Source organism: Mesorhizobium sp. WSM4828, assembly GCF_055811175.1.
Map to the genome: position 1 here is coordinate 175,275 of NZ_JBVVQK010000001.1, position 25,572 is coordinate 200,846.

A 25,572-nucleotide genomic window follows, 5' to 3' on the forward strand; every position below is an offset into this window, starting at 1 on the left:
GCATCCTCCTGTTTCGTGAGATACTACAGCGCCTTACCGGGATTTCCACCCGGCGGGTGGAGGTTTCACGCCGCGATGTGTTCGCGTGCCGCCAGCAGTTGCACGCAGGCATTGGCCGCCTCTTTGCCCTTGACCCTGAAATGCTCGAAGAAGAAGCGGTGATGGTCCGCGCTGTCATGGTAGTTGTGCGGCGTCAGCACCGCCGAAAGCACCGGCACACCAGTCGACAGTTGCACGTTCATCATGCCGTCGAGGACCGCGCTTGCCACAAACTCGTGCCGGTAGATGCCGCCATTGACGACAAATGCCACGCCGAGGATAGCGGCATAGCGGCCGGTTTCGGCAAGCGTCTTTGCATGCAGGGGAATCTCATAGGCGCCGGGAACATCGAAGACATCGACGGCAAAGCGTTTCTCTCCGAGAACCGCCAGTTCCGCCTCGAATGCTTCAACGCATTGGTCGACGATATCGGCGTGCCAGCGCGCCCGAATGACGGCGACGCGGATCGTTTCATAGTCGTTGTGGGAATGCTGATTCATGGGTCCATCCTTCCGTTTCGAACCAGAATCAGGACGCACGATACGGAGTCCGAACCGCGAAAGCGGACCGTCTTCCATTTCGTTCTCTTCCATCCGGACTGTGACCGTCGGCTCCGGAATCGCACCGGATCTGCTGACCCCTCCGGCTAACCGGAAAGCGCTCGCGGGCTTGGGCCGAGACCCTTACCGCCGGTGGGGACTTTCACCCCGCCCTGAGAACATTGACGGCGTTTGTATGGAAGGGCCCGATAGTGCTGTCAACCACCGGCATCGTCGCGGATTGCGCAGAAATAGCCATCCGTTCCGACCTGGTCACCGTTGCGGGCGAGGGAAGAGAGCATCAAATAGCGATCACGGGCAAGGCAGGCAGCACCTTGTCCAAGGTGATGGGAAATTCACGCACTCGCGCGCCGGTCGCGTTGTAGATGGCGTTGGCGACAGCAGCCCCCGCACCGCACACGCCGAGTTCGCCGAGACCCTTTGCGCCAAGCGGGTTGGCCTTGTCGTCGTCTTCCTCGAGGAAGACGACCTCCATCGCGGGGACGTCGCCATTGACCGGCACATGATACTCGGCAAGATCGTGATTGACGAAGTGGCCATAGCGCGGATCGAGCACCGTCTGCTCCATCAGCGCTGCACCGATCCCCCAGGTCATGCCGCCGATGATCTGCGAGCGCGCGGTCTTGGCGTTGAGGATACGGCCCGCGCCGATCACAGCCAGCATCCGGCGCATGCGGATTTCACCGGTATCGCAATCGACAGCGACCTCTGCGAAATGCGCGCCATAGGAATGCTGCGAATAAGTCTTGTATGACTGGGTGGTGGCGCCCGCGGCTACGGAGCCTTCGGCCTCGAACCCGTCGGGAGCGATCCCTCGGATGAGATCGGCCAGGCTCGCCGACCGCTGGCCGATCCTGACCGCGCTGTCGGTAAAGCTTGCCTCGGTGGTGTTCGCGCCGCGCAACGGCGAGGCTTCGCTCGACTGCGCCGCCTCCAGGATCCGTTCCTTGAGGGCGTTGCACGCATTATACAAGGCCGAACCCGCGCTTGCTGCGCCCCAGGACCCGCCGGAGCCGGCGGTGCGCGGGAAGCGGCTGTCGCCGAGCTCCACCTTGACGGACGAGATCGGCAGACCGAGGCTCTCGGCGGCAATCTGGGTCAGGATCGTATAGGTGCCGGTCCCAATATCGGTCATGTCGAGCCGCGCCGTAACCCGAGCCTCCCGGTCGATCGCAACGCGCGCCGTCGCCGCGCCGATGTAGTTCGGACGGATCGCCGCCGCCATGCCGTAGCCGATGAGCTTGCGGCCCTCCCCGGTTCGGCCCGGTGTCGGGTTTCTCCGCTTCCAACCGAAACGGCGGGCGCCTTCCTCCATGCAGGCGACGAGATTGCGGGTGGAGAACGGCACGCCGCGCTCGGGATCCTGTGCCGGTTCGTTGCGGATCCTGAGTTCGATCGGGTCCAGGCCGACCCGCTCGGCGAGTTCATCGATTGCGCATTCGAAAGCCAGCATGCCGGGCGCTTCGCCGGGCGAGCGCATCCATTCGCCGCGGTTGATGTCCAGCGGAACCAGGCGATGGCGGGTGAGACGGTTCGGCGCCGCATAGAGCGAGCGCGCAAAAACTGCCGTTTGTTCGCAGTACTCCTCGAAGCTGGACGTTGCTGACCAGACATCGTGCGCGATCCCGGTGAGCCGCCCGTCGGTGTCCGCGCCGAGACGTACCTGTTGGATCATCTCTGCGCGGTGACCGGCATTGGCGAACATCTGTTGTCGCGTCAGCGCGATCTTCACGGGGCGCTGCAGCACCTGTGCTGCAAGCGCGGCCAGGATCGTATCGACATGGGCAATCAGCTTGGAGCCGAAGCCTCCGCCGATGAAGGGGCTCACGATGCGCACTCGCTCGGGCGGGATGCGAAGCGTGCTGGCGACCCCGGCCCGGAAGTTCGCGAGAGTTTGCGCCGATGTATGGATCGTCAACTCGTTGCCTGACCAGGCAGCAAGCGTCGCATGCGGCTCCATCGGATTGTGATGTTCGAAGGGGGTCCGGTAAGTGGCATCGATCTTGACCGGGGCGGCCGCAAAGGCGCTCTCGAAGTCGCCTACCGCGCTGTCGGTCTCGAAGCCGGCATTTGTCCGCTTTGGTGCATAGGCGTCGGCCTGATGGCCCGTTAGATCGTAGAGGCCCGGCTCCTCGTCGTAGCGTACTCTGATGAGGCCGGCAGCAGCGCGTGCCGCCTCGAACGTCTCCGCAACGATCAGCGCGACGGGCTCGTCGTAATACCGCACCCGATCGCTGTTGAGCGCGGGCCGGGCGCGGGTAAAGACCTCCGGCACCGTCGGCGTGATCGATGGGCCGAAATCCGGCTGGGCCGGCGCATTGCGGTGCGTCATGACGAGCAACACCGCCGGCGCCCGTTCGGCTTCGGTCGTGTCGATCTCGGCGATGCGGCCCTTGGCGACGGAGGCGCCGAGAATGTAGCCATAGGCTGTACCATCCAGCTCATTCTCGTAAGCATATGTGGCGCCGCCCGTCACTTTGAGCGGACCGTCGATGCGGTCGATCGGCCTCCCGATGATGCCAGCATCGGGACGAGGTTTCACCCTTGAATGGGTGGCGGAGCCGGGCAGTCCGGGTATGGTCTCGTTCATAAGTCACCTAAAGATTTTCATTTGGAGTTCGGAAGCATCGAGGCTGCGACGACGCCTCTCCTCGCACCTCCATGTTCGTCGCGCGGCGGGCCGGAGCTCACGCGGCGATCTCGCCGAAATACTCGCGAAACTCGACCAGCCTCCCCGTCGGGCCGGCCCGCATGAAGATCGCATGCAGGCCAGTGTAGGGCGCGCCACTGATTGTCCCGCTCCCGCGATCGCAGACGATGACCCAGTCGGCCGCGAAGAGCTTGAGATCGACGGTCGATTTCGTGATCCTGTTTCCCTGCGCTTGATGCGCGGCGGTCCAGGCTGCGAGTGCCCGCTTGCCTTCTGGCGGTCCGTGTCGGCCTCGTTGCTCGCCGACAGGGAATTGGAAGGTCATCGTCTCATCGCAACAATCGAGGAATGCCATCCAGTCGCCAGAGGCCCAGCCGGCAAAGAAGGCGTCGACGGCCGCCTCGAGCACGTGCCGAGCTCCCGGGTCGGATGTGGCGCCCCAAGCTGCGGCGGCAGAAACAAAAAGGCCGCCACCCGCGGCGGCAACGGCGCGTCGCGTGAGTTTCATATCGATCTCCTGCTCGGCGCCTGCATCCGGGAACCGCTGTTCGGGGTCGTCGTCTCTGTCATCGTGTCACCTCACGCACTCTCGACGGCAGCAGCGATTGTGTGCCGCATCGTCCGTTTCGCCAGCGGGATCTTGAAATCATTGCCGCCATGCCCGACGGCTCCGGCGAGTGCGACTTCGGCCGCGTTGGTAAAGGCAGCGTCGGACGCCGACGCTCCTGCGAGCGTGCGCTCCGCCTCGGTCGCGCGCCAGGGCTTCGCGGCCACGCCGCCCATGGTGATCCGAGCGCTTCGGATACGATCGCCGCTTTTCTCGACGATTGCTGCCACCGACACCAGCGCGAAGGCGTAGGAAGCACGGTCGCGCACCTTCCGGTAAAGCTGCCGGCCGGGCGGTGGCGGCGGCAGGGCAACCGCGACGACCATTTCGCCGTGGCCGAGCACGGTCTCCACATGGGGCATCGTCTCGGGCAATCGATGGAAATCGTCGATCGGGATCGTGCGGGTCTCGCCGCTGGGCGAGACGGTCTCGATCCTGGCGTCGAGCCCAGACATGGCGACCGCCATGTCCGAAGGATGGACCGCGATGCAGGCTTCGCTCGCGCCGAGTACGGCGTGCATTCGGTTGAAGCCTTGAAGCGCCGCGCAGCCCGAACCCGGCTGGCGCTTGTTGCAGGGCATGTTGCGGTCGTAGAAGTAGGGGCAGCGCGTGCGCTGCAGGAGATTGCCGCTGGTCGAGGCCTTGTTGCGTATCTGGCCGGACGCTCCCGCCAGCAGCGCTTGCGTGAGCATCGGGTAGCGCGACCTCACCCGCGGGTCGGCGGCAAGATCGCTGTTGCGGACCTGGGCACCGACCCGAAGCCCGCCTTCCGCCGTCTCCTCGATCCGATCAAGCGGCAGCCGGCTGATGTCGACGAGATGCGCTGGGCGCTCGATCTCGAGCTTCATCAGGTCGAGCAGGTTGGTGCCGCCGCTGATGAACCTGGCGTCCGGCCGGGCCGCGACCGCGGCGGTCGCCTGCTCGGCACTCGTTGCACGCTCATAAGTGAAGGACTGCATTGCTCATGCCTCCTCTGCCGCGTCGCGGATTGCAGCGACAATGTTCGGATACGCGGCACAACGGCAGATGTTGCCGCTCATCCGCTCGCGGATCTCGGCATCTGTGAGAGCGACGGAAGCCGCTGCCACGTCGGCGCTCGCATGGCTTGGCCAGCCGGCCCGCGCCTCGCCCAGCATGCCAACCGCCGAGCAGATCTGGCCTGGCGTGCAGTAGCCGCACTGGAAACCGTCGCGGGCGATGAAGGCGGCCTGCACCGGATGCAGCCGGTCACCCTCGGCAAGGCCCTCGACCGTGGTGATCTCGTCGCCTTCATGCATTGCGGCAAGCGTCAGGCAGGAATTGATCCGGCGTCCATCGACAAGCACCGTGCATGCGCCGCACTGGCCGTGGTCGCAGCCCTTCTTCGAGCCGGTGAGGCCGAGATGGTTGCGCAGGGCGTCGAGCAGCGTCGTTCGCGGGTCGAGCTCGATGGCAAGATCCTTGGCGTTGATCCGCAACGACATCGTCATCGTCGGTACCGGCGTGGCCGATGCCGCCGCCGTGACGGTCTCGGCCGGCTCGGCGTCAACCGGTATGCCGGTAGCCAGGAGCACCCCGGTCGCAACACCGCCTTCCAACACCATCCGACGCGTCGGCCCGCTCGTGTTGTCCGTTTTGGCCATGCATGATCTCCCAGTCGCAATGAAGCGCAGACGGCAACTTGACCCGAGCGAACCCTCGGGTTCTGTCACCCAACGACACTGGAGGTGGGAGTGCGGGCGGCGGCTTTCTTTCAAGAAACCGGCGGCACTATCAGGATTCTGGAGAAGAATTCACCCGATAGGCACGAGGCGTCATGCCCCTCAGACGTCGGAAGGTCGTGGTGAAGTGGCTCTGGCTTGAGAAGCCGAGCCGAAAGGCAATGATACCGATCGACAAACCCGTCTCGCGCAGCAGCGCCTCCGCTTGCCGCACCCTTTCCTCGATCACATAGGCATAGGGTGGAAGGCCGGTCGTCGCCTTGAAGCGACGCGCAAAACTGTCGACGGCCATGCCCGCGACGGCTGCCAGCTCGCTTAGCGAAATGTCGGAATTCATATGCGTATCGATGTAGTTCCGAACGCGACCAAGTGCCCGGCGGCTGAGACAGCCGTGACGTACAAACCGCTGTTGCTCCCGGCTCAGGTTGGCCACGCGGAGACTGACGAGGGCGACCAGATGCTCGACATAGGCAGTGTCCGGCTTGTGGCCGAGTGCCATCTCGTCACGAAGCGAACTCAGCAGCGTGGCGACGACCGCGTCTTTCTTGTTTACCAGTATAGGCAGGTTCCTCAGGCGTTCGCATCCGGGAAGCCCGATATCGGGATCGATCCACAGGGCTGAATAGGAGAGGTTTACATCTCGATAGAAGCCGTGTCGCTCCGCGCCTGCCGGGACGAAGGTGAGGGCTCCGGGACGGTCCCTTCCGTCGTAAAGGGATCGTGCCCCGTGCCGAATGGATGTGTGGGACGTGCCGCCTTCTTCGGTCAGCACGATCAGATGATGAGGGGCTGTCCAGCGGAGCTCCGCCTCCCGGCACGCCCACCGCCGGTTGTCGAAAACGATCGAGGAGCTGACCCATGACGCGGTTTGCAGGGGCTCCGACTTCTCCTCCTGGCTCCGAATCCGTCCGTCACCAAGCAACGGTCTGAATGACATCGCGGCATCCCGCTGGTTCACTCGCCGGCCCGTGGTCAGCCCCGGCTTCGAGCGTTGGGCGCCGCCCCGCCGCTACGCATACGGCCGTCTATGTGGGACAGGCAACCGGCGTTTTTAACCGTGCCGTGTTCAAGAAATCGTGAGATCAGGCAAATCCAGAGCGCCCTCCCGGCAAAGCGGATTATCCGCGCTCGGGAAACATCGCCTTCAGGCCTTCGCGCGAGGCCGTGGCGACACCGCGTTCGGTGATCAAGCCGGTGACCAGCCGCGCCGGCGTCACGTCGAAGGCCGGATTGGCCGCCGGCGTGGCTTCCGGTGACACGCGTACCTGGGCGATCTCGCCGGAAGCGGTCTTGCCCCAGACCAGCGAGACCTCGTCGGGTGAGCGCTGTTCGATCGGGATTTCGGCCAGCCCGTCGCCCACCGTCCAGTCGATCGTCGGCGACGGCAGCGCGACATAGAACGGCACGTCGTTGTCGTGGGCCGCCAGTGCCTTGAGATAGGTACCGATCTTGTTGCACACATCGCCGTCGGCGGTGGTCCTGTCTGTGCCGACGACGACCATGTCGATCTGGCCGCGCTGCATCAGATGGCCGCCGGCATTGTCGACGATCAGCGTATGCGGCACGCCGTGGCCGGCCATCTCCCAGGCGGTCAATTGGGCACCCTGGTTGCGGGGTCGCGTTTCGTCGACATAGACATGGACTGGAATGCCGGCTTCCGTCGCCAGATAGATCGGCGCGGTTGCGGTGCCGTAGTCGACCGTGGCCAGCCAGCCGGCGTTGCAGTGGGTCAGGATATTGACCGGTTCGCCCGGCTGCTTGCGCGCCGCGATCGCCTTGATGATTTCGAGCCCATGGGCGCCGATGGCGCGATTGAGGCCGACATCCTCGTCGGCGATCTCGCCGGCACGCCGATATGCAGCCGCGGCACGTTCTGGCAGGGGAAGCGTCAGCAGGAAGCGCTGCATTTCGTTCAGCGCCCAGCGCAAATTGATCGCCGTCGGGCGCGTTTCGTGCAAGGTTGCCCAGACGGCGTCGAGTGCCGCATCCGACGGATCATCGGCCATCTGCATGGCGACGCCATAGGCCGCGGTGACGCCGATCAGCGGCGCCCCGCGAACCCACATGTCGCGGATTGCCGTGGCGATGCCGGCGACGGTATCGATCTTTTCGATGCGGAAATCATGCGGCAGCCAGCGCTGGTCGATGATCTCCACCGAACGCCCGTCGTCACTCGGCCAGATGGTGCGGTAGTGGCGGTCGCCGACGTTCAAATCCTGCTCTCCCGTTCGATCAGCGCGGCCAACCGGTTGACCTCGTCGATGCTGTGGATCTGGCGCCGGTTGACGGCGAGGTGACGGCCGAATTTCAGCGCCTTTGCTTCACATCTGGCGCGCAGATCCGGATCGGCAATGGTCTCGAAATCAGCATTATGGGCAAGGCCGAGAATGCGCCGGTGAACCTCGACGCCGGCAAAGCCGAGCAGATCGGTCCAGATCGACTGCAGCATGTGGTCGAGCGCCTGCTCGGCGCCAAGCCTGTCGCCCTGATCTTCGAACAGGCTCTTCTGGTAGAGCATGCCGGTACGCTCCGTCCGCCACAGCTGCGAGAACTCGGCGCGGAATACCGACCATGTCTCGACCGTAACGCCGAGTAGATAGTCGCGCATGGAATCGCGGCTTCCGCCCTGTTCATGGCCGCTCTGCGAGAAGTACGCCATCCAGAAATTGGCGAGCAGCATGCCGACGTCGAAGGCGATCGGCCCGTAGAAGGCGAATTCGGGATCGATCATCCGCGTTTCGGCGTCGGTCACCATGATCGAGCCGGAATGCAGGTCGCCATGCAGCAGCGTCTCGGCATTGGCAGCGAAGATGTGCTTCATCCGCTGCGCCTCGACCTTGAGGTCGCGGTCGGCACGCAGCTCGGCGACAACGCCATCGAGCTGTGGGCTGGTGTGCCGGTTCATCTTGGCATCGAAATATGGATCCGAGAAAACCAGGTTCTCGGTGATGTCGCAGAGTTCGACATTGTCGGCGAACAGCGCCAGATCGGCCTTGCGATCCCTGGTCGCCATATGCAGGTCGGAGCCGCGAAACAGCGTGCGGGCCATGAATAGGCCGATGTCTGTCGCGATGTTGGGCAATTGCCGGCCCTCGATCAGCGCCCGCCGCAAGATAATGTGCGGCGACAGATACTCCATGATGATCAGCGCCTGGCCTTCGTCGAAGTGATATATAACGGGCACCGAACCCGGCGCCCGCGCCTGTTGCCGCGTCAGCGCATGGTATTCGAAGAAGGAACGCTTCAACGGCAGCGGCCAGCTGTCGCCGACCAGCCGGACGTAGGGCAGGGCCTGCTTGACGACGGCCGCACCCTCAGCCCCCTCGACGATGAACACAAGGTTCAGATTGCCGTCGCCGACTTCACGAACCTTCCACTGGCTCGTATCCTTGCCGATCTGCGAACACAGGGGCTCGTTGGCACCGAGACGGCCCGCCAGTGTCTCGACCGACAGTGCTTCGAACGGCGATTTCCCAGTCATCCTCACCTCCCGCTCATGTGCTCCGATGATAGCGGAGCCAATGCGGCCGGGCCAAGCTAGGAACCCCGCTGGCAATTGTCAATCGTGTTGACAATTGCCGATATAGCCCATAGCGTCACGGTCAGGGAGGAACGAATGGGCAATGATGCCGTGTTCCGCGTCGACGGCCTGAGGAAATCCTTTGGCCATATCGAGGTGCTTGGCGGCGTCTCGCTCGAATTGCATGTCGGCGAAGTGACCGTGCTGATGGGCGCCAACGGCGCCGGCAAATCCACCCTCGTCAAGATCATCAGCGGCGTTTACGACCATGGCGGCGGCTCGATGTCGCTTGCCGGGCATGAGTTCGACCCGAAAACGCCGGCGGAGGCGATCCGCGCCGGCGTCGTTACCGTCCACCAGAACATCAATGACGGTGTCGTCGCCGACCTCGACGTCGCCACCAATCTCACCCTCGACAGGTTGAGCGGCAGCGGCGTGCCGACCCTGTTCAATCCAGGCCGGGTGCGTCGCGAGGCCAAGGCGGTGGCCGACCGCATGGGACTGGCCATCGACCTCAAGGCCCGCATCAGCGATCTCTCGCTTGCCGACCGCCAGATGGTGGCGATCGCCCGCGCCATGGCGCACCGGCCGAAAGTGCTGATCCTCGACGAGCCGACCTCCTCGCTGTCCAGCGCCGAGGCCGACCGGCTGTTCGCATTGCTCGACCGGCTCCGCCAGCAAGGCGTGGCGATCCTCTACATTTCGCACCGTATGTCTGACATCAGGCGGCTTGCCGATCGCATCATTTCGATGCGCGATGGGGTTATCTCAGGTATCTTCGACAAGAAGCCGCTGGATTACGAAGGTGCGGTCAACGCCATGCTCGGCCGTAAGATCCAGCTCGAGCGGATCGTCGCCAGGAATTCGGCCAAAGCAATTTTCACTGCCGACGCGCTACGGATTGCCGAAGGCGCCAGGCCGATTTCGCTGACGCTCGGCGATGGCGAGGTCGTTGCCATCACCGGCCTTGTCGGCGTCGGCAAGACCGCGCTCGCCGAGACGCTGTTCGGCCTGCGCCAGCCGCTGGCCGGCACCATGATGCTGAACGGGAAACCCTATGCGCCGGGGTCGACCGGCGAAGCGATTGCCGCCGGTGTGTTTCTCGTCGCCAAGGACCGGGGCGAAAACGGCATCGTCGGCGACTTCAACATCCAGGAGAATATCAGCCTGCCGTTCCACAGGCGCATGTCGCGTCTCGGTGTCCTCAAACGCCGTATCGAACGCGCCATTGCCCGCCAGCAGATTCAGGAGCTCGGCATCGTCTGCCGCTCGGAAAAGGACGAGATGTCCGCCCTTTCCGGCGGCAATCAGCAGAAGGTGATGGTCGCCCGCTGGATGTCGCAGGCGGCAAGGCTTTTCATCCTCGACGAGCCGTTTCAGGGCGTCGACATTTCGGCCAGGCGCGACATCGCCGCCAAGCTGCGGGCCAGCGCCCATGGCCGCGCGACACTGCTGTTCGTCACCGAACTCGACGAAGCCCTGGAGACGGCCGATCGCATCCTGGTGATGTCGGAGCAGACGATCGTCGGCGAGCACCGCAATACCGATGTCGATGTCGAGCGTCTGCTGGCCGAAGTGGCGGGCGGGCCGTTGCACAGCGCAGCCTGACGGCGGGAAGACGACGAGAATTGGAATGGAGAGGGCATGAGTTCAGGTTGGGTAAAGACGTTGCCAGCAGGCAGGAGCGCTGAATGATCCTGCGCGACAATGCTATTCGCTACGGCTTCATCGTTCTGTTGTTCGGGCTGATCGCCTATTTCGCTGTTGCCGCTGATGGTTTCGTCTCGCCGCAAAGTGCTGTCTTCATCTTCCAGTCGGTCGCCATCACCGGCGTTCTGGCGCTCGGCGTCACCGCCACGCTGGTCGTCGGCGGCTTCGACCTGTCGATCGGCTCTGTCGCCACGAGCGCCATGATGGCGGCTGCCTATGTCATGGTGGTGCTGGAGCAGAACGCAGTCGTGGCGGTCGTCGTCTGTCTTGTGATCGGCGCCGTCGTTGGCCTGATCAATGGCTGGCTGATCGTCTATATGCGGGTGCCGGACCTCTTGGCGACGCTCGGCATGATGTTCCTGCTTGTCGGCCTGCAGCGCATACCGACCGAGGGCCGTTCGATCGCCACCGGCATGACCATGCCCGACGGCTCGGTCGCCAACGGCAGCTTCGGCGCCGCCTTTCTGGCGCTTGGTCGCCATCGCTTCGATTTCTTCATCCCGAACCTCATTCCGGTGTCGGTCGTCGTCCTGCTCGTGCTGGCGGTGCTGATCTGGTTCTTTCTCGAATACACCCGTTTCGGGCGCATGATGTACGCCGTCGGCAGCAACGAACGCGCTGCCGAACTCGCCGGCGCGCCTGTCAAGGCATACAAAATCTGGGCCTATGTGATTTCGGGAGTATTTGCCTCGATCGGCGGCATTTTGCTCGCCGCCCGGCTTGGACGCGGCGACATCGCCTCGGGTAATAATCTGTTGCTCGACGCGGTGGCTGCGGCACTCATCGGTTACGCAGTTCTCGGCGCCGCCAAGCCGAACGCCTTCGGCACGGCCGTCGGCGCGGTGTTCGTCGGCGTGCTGCTGCAGGGCCTGACGATGATGAACGCGCCTTACTACACGCAGGATTTCGTCAAGGGCGTGGTTCTCGTGGTCGCCCTTGTCTTTACCTTCGCCCTGTCCGGCAGGGGCAGGAGATAGGTTTCGACCGGTTACATTTTGGGTTCAACAAGTGGAGGAAGCGACGTGAACATCACAAGAAGACTTTTGGGGAAGGCAGCGCTCGGGCTTGCCGGCGCAACATTGCTGATGCAGTGGCCGGCAATGGCGCAGGACAGGCCGGCGCCGTTCGACAAGCCGGGCGCCGTCAAGATAGCGCTGGTCCGCTATCTCTCGACCGGCGACTTCTTCCAGGCGTATTTGTCCGGCGTCGAGGCGCAGGCCAAGGCGCTCGGCGTCGACCTGCGCGTGCTCGACAGCCGCCAGGACGCGGCGCTTCAGGCGGACATGGTCGACCAGGCCATCGCGCTCGGCGTCCAGGGCATCATCATCCAGCACGGACTGACGGAATCGATGAAGGACGCCGCCCAGCGCGCGGTCGACGCCGGCATCAAGGTCGTTGCCTTCGACGTCAATGTCGAAAACCCCAAGATCCCGCAGATCGAGCAATCCGACCGCGACCTCGCGCGCCTGGCGCTCGAACAGGCGGTCAAGGACAATGGCGAGAGCTGGAAGGCCGGCTATGTCTATGTCGCCGGCATCGCGCCGCTCGATCGCCGCAACGAGACCTGGGTCGAGTTCAAGAAGAAATATCCGGGCATCGACGAAGCCGCCATGTTCGGCACGCTCGACAACCCGATCGCCAATTCGGTCGCCAACCAGGCCCGCTCGGTGTTGTCGGCCCACCCCGACATCAAGGTGATGTTCGCGCCCTATGACGAATTCGCCAAGGGCGTGAAGATCGCCGTCGACGAGGCCGGACTGAACAAGGACATCAAGATCTATTCGGCCGACATCTCGACCTCGGACATCGCTGCGATGCGCGAGCCGGACAGCGCCTGGGCGGCAACCGCCGCCACCAACCCGGCCGTCGTCGGCCAGGTCTCGGTGCGCGCGCTGGCGCAGCTTCTGGCCGGCGAAGACCCGGGCCACAACGTCATCGTGCCGCCGACGCTGATCACCCAAAAGGATCTGATCGACAAGGACATCAAGAACATGGAGGACCTCTCGGCCAAGCTGCCGCAGTTCGCCCATGCCGATGTCGCGATGCCGGCCTGGATGCCGAACCCGAACGCGAAGTAGTCTTTCACTATCGGCAAAGGAAAAGAGCGGCTCGCGGGCCGCTCTTTTTTGTTGGTCCGGTGTTTAGATCTACCTCAACGCCGCCGCGATGTTGCCACCGTCCACCGTCGTCACGTCGGCGGTGGTCCGCTCGGCCAGCGCCTGATGCAGGAAGGCCTGAGCGACGTCTTCGGCCGTTACTTCCTGCCCGAGCAGGTTGCCGGACATATATTCCTTCTCCGACACGCCGCGCGCGCCCGAGCGGCTGGCGATCATGGCATCGGTCAACAGCCCCGAACGGATGCGGTCGGCGTTGACGGCATTGGAGCGGATGCCATGCGCGCCGTAGTCGAGTGCATATTGCCTGGACAAAAACAGCGTTGCCGCCTTGGGAATGCCATAAGCGCCGAACTTCGGCCCCGGATTGACCGCCTGCTTGGAGGTGTTGAACAACAGCACGCCGCCGGTGCCCTGCTCGAGCATGATGCGCACGGCATTTTGCGCCGCCGACTGATGGGCGAAGAAATTGAGTTCGAAGCTCTTGCGCAAGGTTGCGTCGTCGAGCTCGCCGATCCGGCCCTCCCAGGCAGCACCGGCATTGGAGACGAGAATGTCGAGGCCGCCGTAGACGGCGACCGCTTTGTCGAACGCAGCGCGCATCTGCGCCGGATCGGTGATGTCGGCGCCAAAGCCGATCGAACCGTTGCCGGCCTTTTTTGCCGCCTCGGCAGCCCTTGCCGCGTCGAGATCGACGACGACGGCATGGGCACCGTTGTCGGCGAACAGCTTTGCCGTGGCAGCACCGATCGCGCCGGCGCCGCCGGTGACCAGCACCACCTGGCCGGTCAGCGGCTTCGGCTTGTTGGCGGCGAGTTTGGCCTGTTCCAGCGACCAGTATTCGAGCGGGAACAGGTCGGCTTTGGAGAGCGGGCGGAAATCGCCGACGGCTTCGGCGCCGCGTACCGCCTCGATCCACATTTCGCCGACGTCGGAGGCAATCTTCGCATCCTTAAGCGTGCGGCCGTGGCCGAACATGCCGAGGCCGGGCACCAGCGTCAGCCGCGGCATCGGGTCGAGCATGGTGCGCTTCACTTCGTCGAGCGCATCATTGGTTTCGAAATAGGCGCGATAGTCCTTGGCGAATTTCTCGACATGCTGTCGGATGACGGATTTGTAGTCGCCGACCTTGTCAGCGTCGGGCGCCGGCAGTGCCATCGGTCCGGTCTTGATGCGGATCGACAGGTCGGGTGTCGACACGCCGCGCCCGGCATAGTCGGCAATTTTCGCCGAATTGATGAAATCGACGATCGCATCCGAGGTGCGGAAATCGCTGACCATGCGGTCGAAGCGGCCTTCGCCGCGTGCCACCGCCACCGCGCCGCGTAGCATCGGCGCAATCTCCGCGGGCTTCGCCAGCCCGGCCGGCAGTGCCACCTTTTCGGTGCGCGGCTTGCCGTGGCTGGCGATGAAATCCTCGGCGACGTTCACGTAATGGATCATCCGGTCGTAGGCCTGCTTGGCATCGTCGCCGAAGGTGAAAATGCCATGCTTGTCGAGGATCAGGCCTTCGACCGTCGGATCGGCGTCGAAAACATCAGCGGCCGCCTTCGCCAGATCGAAGCCCGGCATGATGTAAGGAACGAAGCCCATCTTTTCGCCGAACACCGTCCGGCTCAGCGCCTCGCTGTCCTCCTGGTCGACGATGGCGAGGATTGCGGTCGAATGCGTGTGGTCGACGAATTTGTGCGGCAGGAAGGCGTGCAGCAGCGTCTCGACGGAGGGATTGGGCGAGGACGGATCGATGAGGTTCGCCCGCTGCAGCGCGACCATGTCCTCGTCGGAGAGCTTCTTCAGCGACCGCGCCTTCAACAGCGCGCCGAGCTTGACCGCCGGCAGGCCCTGCGGCTCGATGACGCCCATGTCCCAGCCGCTGCCCTTGACGCAGAGCACGTCCCATTCGTCGCCGACAAGATCGGTGGCCCTGGTCTTGCACGAGGTGTTGCCGCCGCCATGCAGGACGAGCCGCGGCTCGCCGCCCAGCAGCCTGGTCGTGTAGACGCGCAGCGCCAGGTCGCGGGCCACACCCTTCTTTGCATAGTCGGCGACCAGCTTCTCCGCCTCGCCGTCATTCCACAGGTTCTTCATGTCAGCTTCGTCCGATTTCTCTTTGTTGTGAACAGGAATGCCGCGACGCTTTGATGACAATGCACCGGCGGCTGGAATTAACTATCAGGCGACCTTTTCTGCTGCCGCTCCGGCATTGTCGAGCAGCCGTCGCGCCATGCGCGCGCCGACGACGAGATGGGTGCAGAGCCCGCCGGCGATCGCCGCGACGAGCGGTTCGAACTTGCTCTCTTCCTGCACTACCACAAGCCGTTTTTCGATCTGGCGCAGCGATGACAGCTCTGCCGAAATCAGTCGGCGGTTGTAGCTGCAGTCGAGCGCCTGGCCGTGGGCGTCGATGATCTGTCCGGCAATGACGCCGGCCGCACCCACTTTGCGCAATACAGCCATTTCGCTTGGCGTCAGCGCGCCGCATTTGACCAGATGGCTGTCGGTGTCCACCGAGCCTACCGAATACAGCGCCAGGTCGCATTCGCCGATGCCCGACAACTGCTCGCGGATCACCGGCTCGGCGCGCAGGCCGCGTGCCAATTCTTCCGTCGTCAGCACCAGCGGCGCGTAAAAATTCAGCCCCTTGGCATTGAGCCGGCGTGCGATTTCCATCGTACATTGGTCCGGCCGGTACGAATAGGGGGCGCCCAGATTGCCGCAGAGCTGCACCACGGTGACGTCCTGCAGATCGGCATAGGACATGATGTCGGCGATGGTGTAGATCGTCCGTCCCCAGGCGACGCCGATGCGGTCGCCCTTCCTGACCAGCTCGAGAAAGACGCTTGCCGCCAGCACGGCAATGTCGGTCGAGGGGTCGGCGACATAGCCGTTTTCCGGCGCGATCCAGACCGCGTCGAGCTTCAGCGCGTCTTCCAGCTTGCGCGCCAGCACGTCGTCGGTGAAAAGCTGGGTCGAGGTCGAGATGTTGACGATGCCGGTCTCGCGCGCCTTGCGCAGATACATCGCCACCGAGGCACGGGAAATCTTGAGCTGGCTGGCCACCTGGTCCTGGCGCAGGCCGTGTGCGTAGTAAAGCCAGGCGGCCTTGTGGATAAGCTGTTCTGCCGGTCGGATCGCCATGCCATCTCCTCGCTGACATTATTCACGGCTCTCGACAAAAGTCAAATTGAGTGAGGAGGCATGATATGGCATGGGAGCATTGCCGATGTCAGTAATTGCACATTTATTGTTATTGCGGTACCATTTGATCAGACAGGAGATCCGAGAATGAACGTATCGTTGGGAGAGCGATGGGAAACCTTCGTGTCCAATATTGTCAAACGCGGCCGCTACGGTTCTGCCAGCGAAGTTGTGCGCGAGGGCCTGCGCCTTGTCGAAGAGCGCGAAGAAAAGCTGAAGGCGCTGCGTATCATGATAGACAAATCGTTTGCTGAAGGCGGCGAAGCCACCGAGCAGGATATTGATGCCTTGGAAGCCAAGGCCAAGCAGCTCGCAAAACAAGGCTTTTAGGGGTGCCACGGCTGCGCATGCTGCCGTCGGCGATGCACAAATCCTACACCGTGTTCAAAGCCAGGTGGTAAGAAGGCCTAATAACCCATTTGGGGAGGACTGGATGGGCAATTCCTACGAACAGGACCTCGATCGAAACCCGGCCAACCATCAGCCGCTGACGCCGCTGACCTATTTTGAGCGGGCGGCAAAAACCTTTCCCGACCAGACCGCCATCATCCATGGCCGCCAGCGTACGACCTATCGCGATTTCTGGAAGCGCTCGCTGAGGCTTGCCTCGGCGCTGGCGAAGCGCGGTATCGGCAAGGGCGACACCGTCACCGTCATGCTGTCCAACACACCGCCGATGCTGGAAGCGCATTTCGGCGTGCCGATGACCAAGGCGGTGCTGCACTCGCTCAACACCCGCCTCGACGCCGCCGTCATTGCCTTCCAGCTCGATCACGCCGAAAGCAAGGTGCTGATCGTCGACCGCGAATTCGCCGGCGTGGTTCGGCAAGCGCTGACGCTGGCCAAGGTCAGGCCGCTGTTGATCGATTACGACGATCCCGACTATGCCGCCGATGCGCCCTATCCCAAGGGGGAGCGGATCGGCACGCTGGACTATGAGGCGTTTGTTGCCGACGGCGACGAGGATTTCGCCTGGTCGATGCCGGACGATGAATGGGATGCTATCTCGCTCAACTACACCTCCGGCACGACAGGCAATCCGAAGGGCGTCGTCTGTCACCATCGCGGTGCGGCACTGATGGCCTATGCCAACACCATCCATGCCGGGATGAGCAAGCACCCGGTCTATCTGTGGACGTTGCCGATGTTCCACTGCAACGGCTGGTGCTTTCCCTGGACGCTTGCCGTGCAGGCCGGCACGCATGTCTGCCTGCGTTGGGTGCGGCCGAAGCCGATCTACGACGCCATAGCCGATCACGGCGTCACCCATCTGTGCGGTGCACCCATCGTCATGTCGGTGCTGATCAACGCCAGGGACGAGGACAAGCGGCAATTCCCGCAGACCGTCACCTTCAATACCGCCGCGGCGCCGCCGCCCGAGGCGGTGCTGTCGGGCATGGCCGATGCGGGCTTTGCCGTCACCCATCTCTACGGCCTGACCGAAACCTATGGCCCGGCCGTCGTCAACGAATGGCATGGCGAGTGGGACCGACTGGAGAAAGGGGCAAGGGCGGCGAAGAAGGCCAGGCAAGGCGTACGCTATGCTGCGCTCGAAGGCCTGACGGTGATGGACCCGCAGACGATGCAAGAGACGCCGGCCGACGGCGAGACGATCGGCGAGGTGATGTTCCGCGGCAATATCGTCATGAAGGGCTATCTGAAAAACCGCAAGGCGAGCGACGAGGCCTTTGCCGGGGGCTGGTTCCATTCGGGCGACCTCGGCGTCATGCATCCGGACGGCTACATCCAGCTCAAGGACCGCTCCAAGGACATCATCATCTCCGGCGGCGAAAACATCTCCTCGATCGAGGTCGAGGAGGCGCTCTACAAGCATCCCGCCGTCGCCTCTTGCGGCGTTGTCGCCCGATCCGACGACAAATGGGGCGAGGTGCCGGTCGCCTATGTCGAGCTGAAGCCGGGCAAGGCGGCGACCGAGGCCGAAATCATCGGGCACTGCCGCGCGCTGCTCGCCCGCTTCAAGGTGCCGAAAGCGGTGATCTTCGCGGAAATCCCGAAGACTTCGACGGGCAAGATCCAGAAGTTCCGGCTGCGGGAGATGGCAAAGCAGCCTTAACGCCTGATCCGAAACGGAACCGATTTCGGAAAGCATCTTTTCAAGATCCTTCGCAAAAAAAAGACGGGCGGCTTGCAGGCGCGCCCGGCGGAAACCACATGCGTTTCATGGGCCAACTCCGTCCAGAGATGTCACCATCTGTCATCAAGGGCACCGGCTGGCGAAAATCGCGCCTTGACAGGTGATGGTTTTCAATTTACGAGTGACGAAATTCTAAATTCGTCATTCGTAAATTGGCCAACGAGATGCTTGAAACCCTAGACACCACCGCCGATTCTGCCCGCCAGGAAAATGTCACGCGCATCCTGGATTGCGCGGAGCGACTGTTCCGCCACTACGGCTACGGCAAGACCAACGTCGCCGACATAGCGCGCGAACTCGGCATGTCGACTGCCAACATCTATCGCTTCTTCGCCTCCAAGGTCGAAATCCACCAAGCGGTTTGCGGCCGTATGCTCGAGACCTGCTATCGGTTGACCTACGAAGCCTGCCATGGCCCCGGCACGGCCAGCGAAAAACTCCGCCGCTATGTGCATACGCACTATCAGTGGACGCTCGAGACCATGATCGACCAGGAGAAGGTGCACGAGATGGTCATCGTCGCCATCGAGCGCGACTGGCACGTCATCGAAAAGCACATCGACAGCATCCATGAACTGGTCGCGGAAGTGATCCGCGAGGGCATCGCCACCGGCGAGTTCATCGATCAGGATCCGGTGATCGCTTCCCGGTGCTTCGGCGCTGCCATCATCAGCCTCTGCCATCCGCAGATGATGGCCCAGTGCCTCGCCAAGAAGAACCGGGCGACGCCGGACGAGCTGACAGAGTTTGCCATCAGAGCCTTGAAGAAATGACCGTTGCCGCCCGTCGGGCGGTGATACCGGCAATTCATCCCCACAGTTCGGGAGTACGAAAAGTGTCTTTGTCCAAGTCCATCACCTACAGGCGACCGGCCGCCGGCCTGGCGCTGATTGTCATTGCCGCTCTCGGCCTCGCCGGCTGCTCGCAGGAGAAAGCCGAGGTCACCGAGATCATCCGCCCGGTCAAGGTGGTCGAGATCGCCAAGGCGAGCGATACCCGGCAGCTTTCCTATTCCGGATCGGTGCGTGCCCGCACCGAGATGAATCTCGGCTTTCGCATCAACGGCAAGATCACCGAGCGCCTTGTCGACATCGGTGACCGCGTCAAGCCGGGCGACGTTCTCGCCCGCATCGATCCCACCGACTACGAACTTTCGGTGAGAAGCGCTCAGGCCAGCCTCGATGCCGCCGACCGTCAGGTCGAGACAGTCGAGCTGACGCGCAAGCGCGCCGAACAGCTCTACGCCAAGAATTTCGCGCCGAAGTCGCAGCTCGAGCAGGCGACGCTCGCCTATAACCAGGCGGTCGCCACGCGCGATTCCGCCCGCTCGCAGCTTGCCCAGGCCCAGAACCAGGTCCGCTATACCGATCTCAAGGCGGACAAGAACGGCATCGTCACTGCCGTTGCCGCCGATGTCGGCCAGGTGGTCGGCTCCGGCACGCCGGTGGTGACCGTTGCCATCGACGGCGAGAAGGAAGTCCTGATCGCCGTTCCGGAAACCGATATCGCCGAATTCAAGCCGGGCAAGACCGTCAAGGCGGGCTTCTGGTCCGATGAGGCGCTGACGCTTGACGGCAAGGTCCGCGAAGTCGCTGGCAGCGCCGATCCGCAATCGCGCACATTTGCCGTTCGCGTCAGCCTGCCCAACGATCCGCGCGTGCTGCTGGGCATGACCGCCTCCATCGAAGCCGCGGCGGACAACCGGCAGCAGCTGGTGTCGATCCCGCTGGCCGCGTTGGCGCAAAAGGACAGCCAATCGATCGTCTGGACAGTCGACCGCAATGGCGGGACCGTCCATGCGCATCCGGTCAAGGTCGCCGCCTTCACCCCCGACGGCGTCAGTGTCGCCGACGGGCTGAAGCCGGGCGACGTGGTCGTCGCCGCCGGCACGCAGTTCATGACCGAGAATCTGAAAGTCAAGCTGACCGGTGATGCAGCGCAACAGTCGGCATCGGCCGATGACGCTGCAAGGCGCTTGCGCTGACGGCCAGGCAATTCACGGTTTCCGGGCGGCAGGCGCCCGATTGTCGAGATCTCAGGTCGATGTAACCCCCACGTCGATGCTCGCGTCCCACCGCGATGTAGATCTCTCAACTCGGTAAGGCCTCGCCGTCCGGAAGCCCACATCGGAAGTTCCGTGGGCATGCCAAGCGCGTGCTCTGTTGATCAAATTGAAATGGACTGACGCCGATGACCATCGACACCAATGAAAAGCGGTCTTTCAATCTTTCGCGCTGGGCAATCGGCCATCCGAGCATTGCCCGCTTCCTGTTCGGTCTGATCATCGTCGCCGGTGCGCTCGGCCTGATGCGCATGGGCCAGAAGGAAGACCCCGATTTCACCTTCCGCGTCATGGTCGTCCAGGCGATCTGGCCAGGCTCCTCGATCAAGGAGATGGAGGACCAGGTCGTCAACAAGATCGAGCGCAAGCTGCAGGAAACGCCGCATCTCGATTTCGTCCGCTCCTACACCCGCGCCGGCAGCGCCATCATCACCTTGCAGGTCAAGGGCGACACCAATCCCGCGCAGGTCGCCGATGCTTTCTATCAGGTGCGCAAGAAGGTCGGCGATATCGCCAATGAGCTGCCGCAGGGGCTGCTCGGGCCCTACTTCAACGACGAATTCGGCGATACTTTCATCACCCTGCATTCGATCAGCGGCGACGGCTACAGCTATCCCGAGCTGAAGAAATTCGCCATCCAGGCGCGTGACATGCTGCTGACGACGCCTGGCGTCGAGAAGGCCGTGATCATCGGCGACCAGCCGGAAAAACTCTACATCGACGTTTCATCCAAGGCGCTTGCCGAACGCGGCCTGACGCTGACCGACCTGCAGAATGCGATCCGAGGCCAGAACAATGTCGACCCGGCAGGTTCGGTCGACACCGGCCAGCGTTCGGTGCGCATTTCGGTCGAGGGCGACGTCACCAGGGCGGCCGACATCCGCGAGCTTCGCCTGCGCGCCGGCAACCAGGTAACGCGCCTCGGCGACATCGCCACCGTGACCTCCGGCCTCGAGGATCCGTACCAGCGCAAATACCGTTTCAACGGTCACGACAGCGTCCAGCTCGGCGTCGTCATGGCCAAGGGCTTCAACGTCACCGACGTCGGCAAGGACGTCGAAGCGACCTATAAGCGCTTCGAAGAGGCGCTGCCCTATGGCGTTTCGGTCAATCAGATTTCCGACCAGCCGCACGTCGTGAAAGAGGCGGTGAGCGAATTCATGGAAGCGCTCGGCGAAGCGCTGCTGATCGTGCTTTTCGTCTCGTTCCTGTCGATCGGCTGGCGTTCGGGCCTGGTGATCGCGATCGTCATTCCGCTGGTCCTGGCGGCTACGTTTGCCATCATGTACGAGCTCGGCATCGACCTGCAGCGCATTTCGCTCGGTGCGCTGATCATCGCCCTTGGCCTCTTGGTCGACGACGCGATGATCGTCGTCGAAATGATGGAGCGAAAGCTCGAGGAAGGATTGGTCAAGGTCGAAGCGGCGAGCTTCGCCTACTCCTCGACCGCCTTCCCGATGCTGACCGGCACGCTGATCACCACAGCCGGCTTCATCCCCGTCGGTTTCGCTGCCTCGACCGCCGGCGAATATGTGCGCACCCTGTTTTACGTCGTCGGCATCGCGCTGATCGTGTCCTGGTTTGCCGCGGTCTACTTCACGCCGTGGCTCGGCCACATGATCCTTAAGCAGCGCAAGCACGCCGGCAACCATCACGATGTCTTCGACACCAGCTTCTACCGCCGTCTTCGCTCGACGGTGGCATGGGCGGTGCGCCATCGCATCATCGTCCTGGTGATGACACTGATGACCTTTGCCACCAGCCTGTGGGCGTTCCAGTTCATCCCGCAGAATTTCTTCCCGCAATCGTCGCGTCCGGAAATCCTCGTCGATCTCTGGCTGCCGGAAGGCACCAGCATCAAGGAGGTCGAGACGCAGGCCAAGGCGCTCGAAGCCAGGATGATGGACGACAAGGACAAGCGCTTCATCGCCACCTATATCGGCGAAGGCGCGCCGCGCTTCTTCCTGCCGCTCGACCAACAGCTTCGCAATCCGAACTTCGCCCAGCTTCTGGTGATGGCCAATGACGAACCGGCCCGCGAGCGGCTGATCGTCAAGCTGCGCACCATCCTGGCCGAGGATTTCCCATCGATCCGCGCCAAGGTCGATCGCCTGTTCCTCGGTCCGCCGACCGGCTGGCCGGTGCAGATGCGCGTCATGGGTCCGGATCGCCAGGAGGTGCGCCGCATCGCCGACGAGGTGAAGGCGAAGTTCCAGGCAAATCCGCTGCTCGGCGCCATCCACGACGACTGGCTGGAGCCGGTCCCGGCGATGAAGCTGGTGATCGACCAGGATCGCGCCCGTGCGCTCGGCGTCACCTCGCAGCGCATCCGCCAGATGCTGCAGGCAAGCATGTCGGGAGCACCGCTCGATGACTTCCGCGACGGCGAGGAGACGGTTTCGATCGTCGCCCGCGAACCGGAGGCAAGCCGTCACCTGCTGTCGGCGGTCGACTCCGTCTATATCCCGACCGATTTCGGTGGCTCCGTGCCGCTGTCGCAGGTCGCCAAGATCGTCCCGGTGCTGGAGCAAGGCGTTGAATGGCGGCGCGACCGCTTGCCGACCATCAGCGTACGCGCCACGCTTCCGGACGGCGTGCAGCCGAACGATGTCGCCATGAAGATGTACAGCGACATGCAGGGCCTGCGCGCCGGCCTCGCCCCCGGCTACAAGATCGAGATCCAGGGCGGCGCCGAGGATGCGGCCGAAAGCCAGGCCTCGATCGCGGCGAAAGCGCCGATCATGCTGGCCGTCATCGTCGTGCTGCTGATGATCCAGCTGCAGCACTTCGGCAAGGCGATGCTGGTGCTGGCGACCGGTCCGCTCGGCATCATTGGCGCGGCGGCGGCACTTTTGATCAGCGGCGCGCCGTTCGGCTTCGTCGCCATCCTCGGCGTCATCGCCCTGCTCGGCATCATCATGCGCAACTCGATCATCCTGGTCGACCAGATCGACCAGGACATCGCCGCCGGCGTGGAGCGCTCCGAGGCCATCATCGGCTCGGCGGTCCGCCGGTTCCGGCCGATCGTGCTGACGGCGTTGACCGCGGTGCTGGCGCTGATCCCGATCTCGCGCGGCGTCTTCTGGGGGCCGCTCGCCTATGCCATGATGGGCGGCATCCTGGTCGCCACGGTGCTGACCATCCTTGTCCTGCCGGCAGCCTATGCGCTGTTCTTCGGCAGGGAGCCCAAGAAGGTGGTGGAGCAGGCGGCCGAGACGGAAGAAAAGAACGAAAGGCCGCAACTGGCCCTGGCGGCCGAATAGCGGTCGAGGCAATCGCGCAGGTTGGCGCCGCCCCTCATCTGCCTGCCGGCATCTTCTCCCCGTATAGTGACGGGGAGAAGGACGCCTCGCCAGGATTTCGCCAATGTCCAGCGCTGCAAAAGGGCACTGAGGTTGCGGCCAGCCCCTTCTCCCCGTCTCTATACGGGGAGAAGTGCCCGGCAGGGCGATGAGGGGCGGCGCCGAGATCGACAATTGGTCTGAAGCGATTCCACTTGGCGTGATACCGATCACGCCTCTTGGCGATACCAACAAATTCGTTACAGATCACCCAACAGAGACTAGCGTGCTTGGTTGGAGGACCGTCATGACCATGGCTCAGACAAAGGCACCGCTGCGGCTGCCGATCGACGGGCGCCATCGCCAGATGTTCGTCGGCGGTGGCTGGGTCGATGCCCGCTCCGGCCGGACCATGGAGAGCCGCAACCCCGCCACCGGCGCGGCCATCGCCACGGTGCCGCGCGGCGACCGCCAGGACGTCGACTTGGCGGTGACTGCTGCCCGCAATGCGTTCGAGGGCCCGTGGAGCCGGTTCAAGCCTTATGAGCGGCAGGTGCTGCTGCTGAGGATCGCCGACCTCTTCGAAAAGCACTGGGAAGAGATCAGCCTCTCCGACACCACCGACATGGGTATGCCGATCGTGCGCACCCGCGCCAATCGCAACCGCGTCATCGGCATGCTGCGCTATTATGCAGGCATGGCGACGGCGCTGCACGGCGAGACGATCGAAAACTCGCTGCCCGGCGAAATCGTCTCCTTCACCCGCAAGGAGCCGGTCGGCGTCGTCGGCGCCATCATCCCGTGGAACGCACCGACGGCAGCGTCGATCTGGAAGATCGGCCCGGCGCTGGCGACCGGCTGCACCATCGTGCTGAAACCGTCGGAAGAGGCGCCGCTGACGCCACTTTTGATCGCCGACATCATGAACGAGGCCGGCGTGCCGGACGGCGTCGTCAACATTGTCACCGGCACCGGCGCGGAGGCGGGCGCGGCACTCGCCGAGCATATGGGCGTCGACAAGATCGTCTTCACCGGCTCGACGGCAACCGGCCAGTCGATCGTGCGGGCCTCGGCCGGCAATCTCAAGCGCGTCTCGCTGGAGCTCGGCGGCAAATCGCCGGTCATCGTCTGCGCCGATGCCGATCTCGACAAAGCGGTGCCGGTGGCGGCGATGTCGGTGTTTGCCAATTCCGGCCAGATCTGCATTGCCGGTTCGCGCCTGTTTGTCGAACGCGCCGTCCATGACGAGTTCGTCGAGCGGCTCGCGGCATATGCCAAGGGTCTCAGGGTCGGCGACGGCATCGACCCGGCGACCGAGATCGGTCCGCTGGTCTCCGAAAAGCAGCTGCAGCGGGTCACTGGTTACCTCGAAGCCGGCACCGCGGAAGGGGCGAAACTCGTCACCGGAGGCACCCGGCTTGTGGAAGGCGCGCTTGCCGCCGGCAATTTCGTCGCTCCGACTGTCTTTGCCGACGTCTCGGACGAGATGAAGATCGCCCGCGAGGAGATCTTCGGGCCGGTGATTTCAGCCTTGCCGTTCGACACGTTGGACGAGGCGGTCGAGCGGGCCAACAACACGCCCTACGGCCTGGCTGCAGGGGTCTTCACCCAAAATCTCGCCACCGCCCACCAGCTGTCGCGCAAGATCCGCGCCGGCTCGGTCTGGATCAACACCTATCACGCCATCGATCCGGCCGTGCCGTTCGGCGGCTACAAGATGAGCGGTTACGGCCGCGAGGGCGGCGCCGAGCACCTCGACGAGTATCTCAACACCAAGGGCGTGTTCATCAAGATCGACTGAGCCTTGCGCCAAACAGGGTCAGAAACGAAAAACCCGCCCTGGAGGGGCGGGTCTTTTGGAGCCAGTTAGCACCATAACCAAATTAGTAGCATAGCTGCCGGCACAAAGCAAGAACAAAATAGGGCTATGCCTCAAATAATCGACGTGCCGGGCGTCTCGATGTTCCGGCAGGGGA

General features: G+C 63.5%; 19 protein-coding genes and 1 riboswitch. Of the genes, 9 read left to right on the plus strand and 10 right to left on the minus strand.

What is annotated here, in order from left to right; all coding sequences use genetic code 11:
• Positions 1–65: 65 nt before the first annotated feature.
• The 8 genes from AC0L2X_RS00975 to mtnK form a co-directional block, all read right to left on the minus strand.
• Positions 66–539 carry a 6,7-dimethyl-8-ribityllumazine synthase gene (locus AC0L2X_RS00975; protein ID WP_473553100.1) on the minus strand — a complete coding sequence of 158 codons (474 nt, stop codon included), beginning with the start codon at positions 537–539 and terminating at the stop codon, positions 66–68.
• Between the two features lie 77 nt (positions 540–616).
• Positions 617–763: riboswitch (FMN riboswitch) on the minus strand.
• Positions 764–879: 116 nt separating this feature from the next.
• Entirely contained in the window at positions 880–3,189 is a 2,310-nt protein-coding gene (locus AC0L2X_RS00980; protein ID WP_473553103.1) for a xanthine dehydrogenase family protein molybdopterin-binding subunit, read from the minus strand.
• Positions 3,190–3,286: 97 nt separating this feature from the next.
• Positions 3,287–3,757 (minus strand): nuclear transport factor 2 family protein, encoded by a 471-nt coding sequence (locus AC0L2X_RS00985; RefSeq protein WP_473553105.1) that lies wholly within the window; start codon positions 3,755–3,757, stop codon positions 3,287–3,289.
• 71 nt (positions 3,758–3,828) lie between these two features.
• Positions 3,829–4,815 carry an FAD binding domain-containing protein gene (locus AC0L2X_RS00990; RefSeq protein WP_473553107.1) on the minus strand — a complete coding sequence of 329 codons (987 nt, stop codon included), beginning with the start codon at positions 4,813–4,815 and terminating at the stop codon, positions 3,829–3,831.
• Positions 4,816–4,818: 3 nt separating this feature from the next.
• Complete coding sequence (locus AC0L2X_RS00995) at positions 4,819–5,478, minus strand: 2Fe-2S iron-sulfur cluster-binding protein (RefSeq protein WP_473553109.1); 660 nt, start codon at positions 5,476–5,478, stop codon at positions 4,819–4,821.
• Between the two features lie 130 nt (positions 5,479–5,608).
• On the minus strand, positions 5,609–6,493 hold the full coding sequence (locus AC0L2X_RS01000; protein WP_473553670.1) for a helix-turn-helix domain-containing protein: 885 nt from the start codon (positions 6,491–6,493) through the stop codon (positions 5,609–5,611).
• Between the two features lie 181 nt (positions 6,494–6,674).
• Positions 6,675–7,769 carry an S-methyl-5-thioribose-1-phosphate isomerase gene (mtnA, locus tag AC0L2X_RS01005; RefSeq protein WP_473553112.1) on the minus strand — a complete coding sequence of 365 codons (1,095 nt, stop codon included), beginning with the start codon at positions 7,767–7,769 and terminating at the stop codon, positions 6,675–6,677.
• Entirely contained in the window at positions 7,766–9,037 is a 1,272-nt protein-coding gene (gene mtnK / locus AC0L2X_RS01010) for an S-methyl-5-thioribose kinase (protein ID WP_473553114.1), read from the minus strand. The genes mtnA and mtnK overlap by 4 nt, the downstream gene beginning before the upstream one ends.
• Positions 9,038–9,172: 135 nt before the next feature.
• Here mtnK and AC0L2X_RS01015 point away from each other — a divergent pair, with 135 nt between their 5' ends.
• From AC0L2X_RS01015 to AC0L2X_RS01025, 3 genes are all read left to right on the plus strand, one after another.
• A complete protein-coding gene (locus AC0L2X_RS01015) occupies positions 9,173–10,684 on the plus strand; it encodes a sugar ABC transporter ATP-binding protein (RefSeq protein ID WP_473553116.1) in 1,512 nt (503 codons plus the stop codon).
• An 83-nt stretch (positions 10,685–10,767) separates the two neighbouring features.
• Complete coding sequence (locus tag AC0L2X_RS01020; RefSeq protein ID WP_352466051.1) at positions 10,768–11,763, plus strand: ABC transporter permease; 996 nt, start codon at positions 10,768–10,770, stop codon at positions 11,761–11,763.
• Positions 11,764–11,808: 45 nt separating this feature from the next.
• Entirely contained in the window at positions 11,809–12,864 is a 1,056-nt protein-coding gene (locus AC0L2X_RS01025; protein WP_473553118.1) for a substrate-binding domain-containing protein, read from the plus strand.
• Between the two features lie 69 nt (positions 12,865–12,933).
• On the opposite strand, the gene AC0L2X_RS01030 is transcribed toward AC0L2X_RS01025, so the two are convergent.
• Both AC0L2X_RS01030 and AC0L2X_RS01035 read right to left on the minus strand, forming a co-directional pair.
• Positions 12,934–14,988 carry a bifunctional aldolase/short-chain dehydrogenase gene (locus tag AC0L2X_RS01030; RefSeq protein ID WP_473553121.1) on the minus strand — a complete coding sequence of 685 codons (2,055 nt, stop codon included), beginning with the start codon at positions 14,986–14,988 and terminating at the stop codon, positions 12,934–12,936.
• 84 nt (positions 14,989–15,072) lie between these two features.
• Positions 15,073–16,038 (minus strand): sugar-binding transcriptional regulator, encoded by a 966-nt coding sequence (locus tag AC0L2X_RS01035; protein ID WP_473553124.1) that lies wholly within the window; start codon positions 16,036–16,038, stop codon positions 15,073–15,075.
• 147 nt (positions 16,039–16,185) lie between these two features.
• On the opposite strand from AC0L2X_RS01035, the gene AC0L2X_RS01040 reads away from it, so the two are divergent.
• The 6 genes from AC0L2X_RS01040 (at position 16,186) to AC0L2X_RS01065 (ending at position 25,397) form a co-directional block, all read left to right on the plus strand.
• Entirely contained in the window at positions 16,186–16,428 is a 243-nt protein-coding gene (locus AC0L2X_RS01040) for a type II toxin-antitoxin system ParD family antitoxin (RefSeq protein ID WP_473553126.1), read from the plus strand.
• 103 nt (positions 16,429–16,531) lie between these two features.
• Positions 16,532–18,172, plus strand: a complete 1,641-nt coding sequence (locus AC0L2X_RS01045; protein ID WP_473553128.1) for an acyl-CoA synthetase — start codon at positions 16,532–16,534, stop codon at positions 18,170–18,172.
• Between the two features lie 245 nt (positions 18,173–18,417).
• Positions 18,418–19,026: a TetR/AcrR family transcriptional regulator gene (locus AC0L2X_RS01050; RefSeq protein WP_352489486.1), complete on the plus strand. Its 609-nt coding sequence runs from the start codon at positions 18,418–18,420 to the stop codon at positions 19,024–19,026.
• Between the two features lie 62 nt (positions 19,027–19,088).
• Entirely contained in the window at positions 19,089–20,237 is a 1,149-nt protein-coding gene (locus AC0L2X_RS01055) for an efflux RND transporter periplasmic adaptor subunit (protein ID WP_473553130.1), read from the plus strand.
• 206 nt (positions 20,238–20,443) lie between these two features.
• Positions 20,444–23,578: an efflux RND transporter permease subunit gene (locus AC0L2X_RS01060; protein WP_473553132.1), complete on the plus strand. Its 3,135-nt coding sequence runs from the start codon at positions 20,444–20,446 to the stop codon at positions 23,576–23,578.
• Between the two features lie 325 nt (positions 23,579–23,903).
• On the plus strand, positions 23,904–25,397 hold the full coding sequence (locus AC0L2X_RS01065) for an aldehyde dehydrogenase family protein (protein ID WP_473553134.1): 1,494 nt from the start codon (positions 23,904–23,906) through the stop codon (positions 25,395–25,397).
• Positions 25,398–25,572 lie beyond the last annotated feature (175 nt).

Excerpts from the sequence above, each read along its gene's own strand:
- AC0L2X_RS00975 (WP_473553100.1), bottom strand. The coding sequence starts at position 539 with ATGAATCAGCATTCCCACAACGACTATGAAACGATCCGCGTCGCCGTC.
- AC0L2X_RS00980 (WP_473553103.1), bottom strand. The coding sequence starts at position 3,189 with ATGAACGAGACCATACCCGGACTGCCCGGCTCCGCCACCCATTCAAGG.
- AC0L2X_RS00985 (WP_473553105.1), bottom strand. The coding sequence starts at position 3,757 with ATGAAACTCACGCGACGCGCCGTTGCCGCCGCGGGTGGCGGCCTTTTT.
- AC0L2X_RS00990 (WP_473553107.1), bottom strand. The coding sequence starts at position 4,815 with ATGCAGTCCTTCACTTATGAGCGTGCAACGAGTGCCGAGCAGGCGACC.
- AC0L2X_RS00995 (WP_473553109.1), bottom strand. The coding sequence starts at position 5,478 with ATGGCCAAAACGGACAACACGAGCGGGCCGACGCGTCGGATGGTGTTG.
- AC0L2X_RS01000 (WP_473553670.1), bottom strand. The coding sequence starts at position 6,493 with ATGTCATTCAGACCGTTGCTTGGTGACGGACGGATTCGGAGCCAGGAG.
- mtnK (WP_473553114.1), bottom strand. The coding sequence starts at position 9,037 with ATGACTGGGAAATCGCCGTTCGAAGCACTGTCGGTCGAGACACTGGCG.
- AC0L2X_RS01015 (WP_473553116.1), top strand. The coding sequence starts at position 9,173 with ATGGGCAATGATGCCGTGTTCCGCGTCGACGGCCTGAGGAAATCCTTT.
- AC0L2X_RS01020 (WP_352466051.1), top strand. The coding sequence starts at position 10,768 with ATGATCCTGCGCGACAATGCTATTCGCTACGGCTTCATCGTTCTGTTG.
- AC0L2X_RS01030 (WP_473553121.1), bottom strand. The coding sequence starts at position 14,988 with ATGAAGAACCTGTGGAATGACGGCGAGGCGGAGAAGCTGGTCGCCGAC.
- AC0L2X_RS01035 (WP_473553124.1), bottom strand. The coding sequence starts at position 16,038 with ATGGCGATCCGACCGGCAGAACAGCTTATCCACAAGGCCGCCTGGCTT.
- AC0L2X_RS01040 (WP_473553126.1), top strand. The coding sequence starts at position 16,186 with ATGAACGTATCGTTGGGAGAGCGATGGGAAACCTTCGTGTCCAATATT.
- AC0L2X_RS01045 (WP_473553128.1), top strand. The coding sequence starts at position 16,532 with ATGGGCAATTCCTACGAACAGGACCTCGATCGAAACCCGGCCAACCAT.
- AC0L2X_RS01050 (WP_352489486.1), top strand. The coding sequence starts at position 18,418 with ATGCTTGAAACCCTAGACACCACCGCCGATTCTGCCCGCCAGGAAAAT.
- AC0L2X_RS01060 (WP_473553132.1), top strand. The coding sequence starts at position 20,444 with ATGACCATCGACACCAATGAAAAGCGGTCTTTCAATCTTTCGCGCTGG.
- AC0L2X_RS01065 (WP_473553134.1), top strand. The coding sequence starts at position 23,904 with ATGACCATGGCTCAGACAAAGGCACCGCTGCGGCTGCCGATCGACGGG.